This is a genomic window from Acinetobacter sp. YH12069, assembly GCF_013419675.1.
Taxonomy (GTDB): domain Bacteria; phylum Pseudomonadota; class Gammaproteobacteria; order Pseudomonadales; family Moraxellaceae; genus Acinetobacter; species Acinetobacter amyesii.
Genome location: NZ_VOZS01000015.1, coordinates 23,372 through 29,856, shown reverse-complemented (window position 1 = coordinate 29,856; position 6,485 = coordinate 23,372). Strand labels below are relative to the sequence as shown.

6 protein-coding genes are annotated in these 6,485 nt (G+C 36.1%); all 6 read left to right on the top strand.

Features of this window, described 5'->3' with window-relative positions:
- The coding region (locus FTU16_RS12210) for a hypothetical protein (RefSeq protein ID WP_180163358.1) at positions 1 to 958 on the top strand (958 nt) is incomplete at its 5' end.
- Complete coding sequence (locus tag FTU16_RS12205) at positions 951 to 3,812, top strand: DEAD/DEAH box helicase (protein WP_257227130.1); 2,862 nt, start codon at positions 951 to 953, stop codon at positions 3,810 to 3,812. The genes FTU16_RS12210 and FTU16_RS12205, both read left to right, overlap by 8 nt.
- 504 nt (positions 3,813 to 4,316) lie before the next feature.
- Entirely contained in the window at positions 4,317 to 4,712 is a 396-nt protein-coding gene (locus tag FTU16_RS12200) for a transposase family protein (protein WP_171527016.1), read from the top strand.
- Between the two features lie 71 nt (positions 4,713 to 4,783).
- The gene (locus FTU16_RS12195) at positions 4,784 to 5,080 is read left to right on the top strand and encodes a transposase family protein (RefSeq protein WP_180163357.1); all 297 of its coding nucleotides are present in this window, start codon (positions 4,784 to 4,786) and stop codon (positions 5,078 to 5,080) included.
- 396 nt (positions 5,081 to 5,476) lie between these two features.
- Positions 5,477 to 6,187, top strand: coding sequence for a VWA domain-containing protein (locus FTU16_RS12190; protein ID WP_168379986.1), 711 nt, complete (start codon positions 5,477 to 5,479; stop codon positions 6,185 to 6,187).
- Between the two features lie 21 nt (positions 6,188 to 6,208).
- Positions 6,209 to 6,478, top strand: coding sequence for a WXG100 family type VII secretion target (locus FTU16_RS12185; protein WP_168379985.1), 270 nt, complete (start codon positions 6,209 to 6,211; stop codon positions 6,476 to 6,478).
- The last annotated feature ends 7 nt before the right edge of the window (positions 6,479 to 6,485 follow it).

Genomic DNA, 6,485 nt, shown 5'->3' with positions numbered 1-6,485 from the left:
AGATATTGAAGATATTGAAGATATTGAAGATATTGAAGATATTGAAGATATTGAAGATATTGAAGCACTCTCAATAGATAAGCCAACTCACTTTCTTGATTTTTTATCTGACCTAGATATTTCTACTGAAGAAAAAGAAGAATATTCGGTTATTCAAGATGATGATGCAATATTTTCTTTTACTGAATTTGATTTTGTTGAAAGTGAAATTGATTATTTCCCAGACTCTTTGAGTCATGAGGAAAAATCATTATTAAAAGCAAATGAATTTATGAGCTTGCTTGACTGGCACGGCGAGAAAATTTTAGATCAATTACAGGTGTTTTTTCAGGAGCATCCATCCAATGCTACATGGGCTGCCTTAAAAAGATTGGCTGATTCATCATTTACCTTTGAAGAATTTTTTTTAATGGTAAGAACCAAAGAACTCCTTGAAAGTGATTTTTCTTATTCAGACTATGATAATGCTGGTGTTTATAATTTTAAGATTCGACAAAAATATTTTCCTTGGCCGACATTATTAAGTATTGTTCGATCTTTTAGTGGATATCCAGATTTTGAAGAAATAGAAATATTACTTCATGAGTTGGATGATGAATGGGTGAGTCACCCAAGCTATATACGGCAATTTTCATCCTTTGCAATCTTTCTAAAATATAGATTTTTAAATATAGATGACAATTTGCCACAACATGTTGAATTTCAAGACAATCAATTTACTCAACAATATTGGCGTACAAGTCACGATACACAGCAAATACAGAAAGAAAAGGATCTGGAAAAGTGGGGGATTTCAAGGCCCAAGATTTCTAATCTCAAAACTATTGAAAGTGGAATTTTGGAACAGTTTGATAAAGAAATGGAAAGCGAACGTTTAGCCAAACTGGAAGCCAAATCTAAGAAATCGGCTCAGTCGCAAGAAGATGATGAAGAAATTGAGTGTGAATTAAATGAATAATACTTTAACCCCAGTTCAAGGTTGTTTGATTAAGTTAGATGTAAATGGAGAGCTTGGATATGGCATTGTTTCTCAAATAAAAAATGAAGAAACTGGTGTTATTAAGTGGATTAGTACGGATCTTAAAAATCAATTTTCAGATGTGAAGTTAAAAGATTTACAACCAGCCTTTAAGATAGGAATGGAAGTACAAGATGCTACCCCAGAAATAGGATATCAACGACTTGGTAGAGGGGTAATTGTATTTGAACGCAAGCTTGCAGGATTTCATCAATATCTAGTCAATTATGAGCAAGATAACATTAGAGTTTGGATGCCGTTTCAGCATTTGATCCCAGTTAAAAATGCAGAAGCACGTTTTAAAGGTGGTGATGTCAGTATTAGTCAGACCGAAGTAGAGCGATTTAGGCTAAGAGTATTGGCGAATGCGATTAAATTGTGGAATGAGAATACAGGTGCACTATCACATTTAGATATTGATCCATTACCACATCAGATTAATTTAGTTCACCATATTTTAAAAACAAATAACTTGAATTGGCTTATTGCAGATGATGTTGGTCTCGGTAAAACCATTGAAACAGGAATGTTATTGCATGCTTTAAGACAGCGGGATCAAGCAAGAAGAGTATTGCTTGTTACACCGGCTGGATTAACCAAACAGTGGAAAGAGGAGATGTATCATAAATTCCATATTGATGAATTTAGAATTTATGGTACGGACTTTTTTATTAATGAACAACGTGAATGGAAACAGTATGATTATGTCATAGGGTCGATGGATACCCTAAAACATGATAATCATATTGAAAAATTATTAGATGCTGGAAATTGGGATCTCATAATTTTTGATGAAGGTCATCGCCTATCTAGAAGACAGTATGGAAATAAATATGATTCTTCTGATCGTTTTGACTTGGCAGCAAAGCTTAGATTAAAAACCAAAGCAATGATTATTTTATCTGCAACCCCTCACCAAGGAGACCAGGCAAAATTTATTGCACTTTTAGAGCTATTGCGACCTGAAAGAAGACGAGATTTATTACAACTAGATCGTAATCCTGAAATTATTAGGGATATGATTTATCGAAATCATAAAGCAGATGTCACAGATAAAGATGGTAAATTTATTTTTAAAGGAAAAGTGACAAAAGCGATAGCTATTCCTTCAACTGATGAATTCCAAGAATTTGAAGAGCTATTATCTGCTTACTTTAAAAAAGGGTATCAAGCTAGCCAGGCTGAAGGAAATTTTGCTAGAGCAATTGGCTTTGTAATGACTACGTATCGGAAATTGGCAGCATCAAGTGTCATGGCAATTCATAAGGCTTTGCTAAAACGGGTGACACGCCTTGAGATGAGCTATCAGTCAGCTCATGAAAATTTACAGGAGTTGAATGATGAGCGCTATGCTGGTGAAATTTTAGAAGAAGAACTTACGAAAATTTTAAATGATGGTAAAAGTTCGATTGAATTCTTTGCGGGAGAATTAGAGGACTTAAAAGAATTAGTCGAAGTAAGTCATCATTTAATACGTGAAGACAAGAAAATAAATGTATTTATGGATTCCATTATTGATCAGATTTTGGCGAAAAACTCCTTGGAGAAAGTTCTTATATTTACTGAGTACAGAACAACTCAAGAATATATTAAGACCAAATTAGAAGAGCAATATGGTCTAGGTAAAGTTGAAATAATTAACGGTTCTATGAAACATGATGATCGTATTAATGCGATCAAAAACTTTGAAGAAACAGGCCAATTTCTTATTTCTACAGAAGCTGGTGGCGAGGGGATTAACTTACAAAAGACCTGTAATATCATGGTGAATTATGATCTGCCATGGAATCCGATGCGCTTAGTCCAGCGTATTGGGCGTTTATATCGTTATGGACAACAGAAAAATGTTCTCATTTTTAATTTACATCAACCGGACACTGTTGATGTAAATATTATCTTTAAAATGTATGAACGAATTGAGCAAATTGTTAATGATCTTTCCAATGTACAAGTACATGAGTTTAATGATGGATTGAAGGATGAAATTTTAGGTGAGCTTAGTCAATATGTTGACGTTGAAGATGTTTTGAAAACGCTTACTGAGATAGGTATTTCGCGCACAGAAGAAAGAATTGAAGAGGCACTAAGAAATGCCAAAGAAGCAGTGAATATCCAGCGAGAAATTTTATCTTATGCTACAAGTGGGGATGCTGATAGTGTTCGAACAGATATTCAGGTAGAAACTAACCATATCGAAAGCTTCATTTTAGGTATGCTTGACCTCTTGGATATTGAGCATACTTTACATAGCGAGTCTGGCTATATTCGTATCCGATTTAATGACGAATATCAGAAAAAATTTAAAAGCATATTAGGTAAAGCATCTTTATTAGATGTAACGAGTGATCGCTCTGTCGCAGTGAATCGTCCTCAGATACATATGCTAGATCTGTCTTCACCTATCATGCAATATTTGATTGAAAAGGCATTGGATTATGATAATGGTGGATTATGTTGTGCTATTTCAAATGCTGAAAATGCGTTTATGAATTTTATGACGACCAATATTTTAAAATGGCAAGATTTGCAAGGGAATGTTGTACGTAAGCAATTCTGTATATACACATATTCACCAAAAAGTGAGCATGTAAATCCACCAAAAATTTTAGATATGTTCACTAAAAAATTAACCGCATTTCATCAAACAGTACCGATTACTACACAGCAGGCAAATAGCCTATTAGAAAAAGCGGATAAAGCCCTACAGTCTTTTATGGCAGAAAAATCTAATTCATATTTAATGCCAAATGATTTGTATTGTTCGTCTATGTTACTAAATTTATCCACTAAATAAGCTATAGCCAGAGCATGGTTAACATGCTCTGTTTTTGAATGAAAAACGATAAAGTGGTTTATTGATTTTACATTTGTTTTGGTAGAAATGGCTAAAAACATGCATTAATAAATATTTAAATGTCAGTTAAAAGGAGATGTGAACCGTACCGAGTTTGTCGGAGACTTTTTATTTAAGTTAGGCCACCTGACCTAATGGGTTAATCTTATCATAGTACATTGCTTCAAACTCAGAAGAGGCTATTAAGCTCTTTTCTTTATGGGATTGTAGACTGGCATAAAAAGCAACTTGAATTGAGTTGGTTTTCTCAATCAATATTGAACTAAAGATTACAGTAGTAATCTTTAGTTGCGGTATGTAATAGTAAACATATATTGGGCCCAGTTTTAAGTTTAATGTGGGTAATCTTAAGTATAATAGATCTCTTTCATAAATCAAAAAACGATCTTTTTTTTGGTTAATATTTGCACTCCGGATTTCTTGGCATTCGTGCATAATCTGCGGATGAAATACATCGATTCAAACAAGCTTTCTGATCCTCAGTTCAAGCGATACACATGCATCTCATGGTCAACTTTCTATTTGATGGTTGAGCAATTGCAGAAGCATGTCTCTGCCAAAGGCAGACCGCCCAAGTTAAGCCTGGAGGATCAGGTTCTACTCTGTCTGAGCTATTGGCGGGAATACCGAACCTTATTTCACGTTGCGACGAGTTACGGGGTTTCAGAGCCCACGGCCTCAAGAATTGTCCGTCATGTTGAAGACTGCCTGATTCGGTCCAATCTGTTTAATTTACCCAAAGATTTACCCGAGGGCGAAGGCATCGACTGGAATGTTGTGATCGTGGATGCCACGGAAATTCCAATCCAAAGGCCTAAAAAAACAGAAGAAAAGCTATAGCGGCAAGAAAAAGCCCATACCTTTAAAGTACAGGCCATGATTCACTACAAAACTCAGCAAATTCTGAGTTTATGTACCAGTCGCGGTGCAGTCATGATTTCGAGTTGTTCAAACGCAATTTAAACCAGATTCCTTCAGGAGCCTTTGTTCTTGCGGATAAAGGTTATCAAGGGATTTATACTTTGTATCCGAATAGCCTGTTGCCCTTAAAAGCCAAAAGACGCTGTAAATTGGATCCCGAACTAAAAATCTATAATCAGGAAATCAATAAAAGAAGAATAGCAATTGAGCATGTATTTGGCAGTCTAAAAACTTTCAAGATCCTTGCGGGGTGTTATCGCAATATGGAGCTAAAAGACTCGGTTTGAGATTCAATCTAATTGCTGGAATTTATAACTTGGAGCTGAGTAAAAAATGATTTATGAAAGAGGTCTAATATTAAATATAAAATTTTTGAATAGAATATACTAATTAGCATAAAAATCATTGATTTCATGTGAATTATGTTTGAAAATATGTTAAATCAAGAAGAATTTCACTATTCTGAATTGGTAAAGACCATAAGACTTACGCATTAGTTCTAAACAAACTATTTATTATGTAATTTGCAGAAATTGAGCATCATGTAGGAATTTACATCCATATTCAAAATATTGAAGGCGTGTAATTTTTGACATTTGAGTGTTTTGTTGTAATTAATATTTTTCTTTAATAATAAAGAGCTTGTTTGTATTAAAACATCTTATAAATCATGAGAGTAATCTATGTTTGATCCTAAAAAGTTCACCACTCCAACTGCCAAGCCTCTTCCTGTGGTTTTACTTTTGGATGTTAGCTCTAGTATGTCTGGAGATAAAATCGAAAACCTTAATAAGGCCGTCGAGGATATGCTGGATACCTTTGCACAGGAAGAGAAGATGGAGACAGAAATTCTTGTTTCTGTCATCACTTTCGGTAATGAGGTTGAGCTATATGTGCCCTACACTAAGGCTTCTCAGGTGAAGTGGCAAGGTCTTCAAGCAAACGGTATGACCCCGATGGGAACTGCCCTTAAAATGGCTAAGGCTATGATTGAGGATAAGGAAACAACTCCCTCCCGTGCTTACCGTCCGACAATAGTTCTTGTTTCAGATGGGCAACCTAATGACAGTTGGGAAAGATCGCTAGAGGACTTTATCTCCCAAGGGCGTTCTTCCAAATGTGACCGCATGGCAATGGCTATCGGACGTGATGCGGATGAGAATGTTCTGAAGCGTTTTATCGAGGGAACGCCCCATGACCTTTTCTATGCAGAAAATGCTGGGCAGCTACATGAGTTTTTCCAGCGAGTGACCATGTCTGTGACTATGCGTACCCAGTCCAAGAACCCAAACGTGGTACCGACTCCGGCTGAGATCAAATTGGACGGTGATAGCGTCAAGGTGAACACAACAGGAAATATAACGGCCTCATCTGATGATGAAGGTTACTGGTAAACAAAGATTTGGGGGTAAATTATGTCACAGGCAATTGGTGATCCTGATGAACTTGAACGTTTCGCGCAAACTCTGACGCAATTCATCGATACGTTGAATGAAGCGGTTAACGGTTTGAATCATAGCTTTGGTGCGCTTGGCGATACCTGGCAGGACCAAAAGCGAGCGAATTTCGAAGAGGACTATAAGGCCCTAGTGCAACAGCTTTCTCATTTTGAGGCGAATGCCTCGGAACAGGTCCCTTATCTTCTTGCTCTAGCTTCACGGTTAAGAGAGTATTTACAGAGTTAAGGTGGAG

Bases quoted from the DNA above. Each gene is read 5' to 3' on its own strand.
- FTU16_RS12195 (WP_180163357.1), top strand. From the start codon at position 4,784: ATGTACCAGTCGCGGTGCAGTCATGATTTCGAGTTGTTCAAACGCAAT.
- FTU16_RS12200 (WP_171527016.1), top strand. From the start codon at position 4,317: ATGAAATACATCGATTCAAACAAGCTTTCTGATCCTCAGTTCAAGCGA.
- FTU16_RS12185 (WP_168379985.1), top strand. From the start codon at position 6,209: ATGTCACAGGCAATTGGTGATCCTGATGAACTTGAACGTTTCGCGCAA.
- FTU16_RS12205 (WP_257227130.1), top strand. From the start codon at position 951: ATGAATAATACTTTAACCCCAGTTCAAGGTTGTTTGATTAAGTTAGAT.
- FTU16_RS12190 (WP_168379986.1), top strand. From the start codon at position 5,477: ATGTTTGATCCTAAAAAGTTCACCACTCCAACTGCCAAGCCTCTTCCT.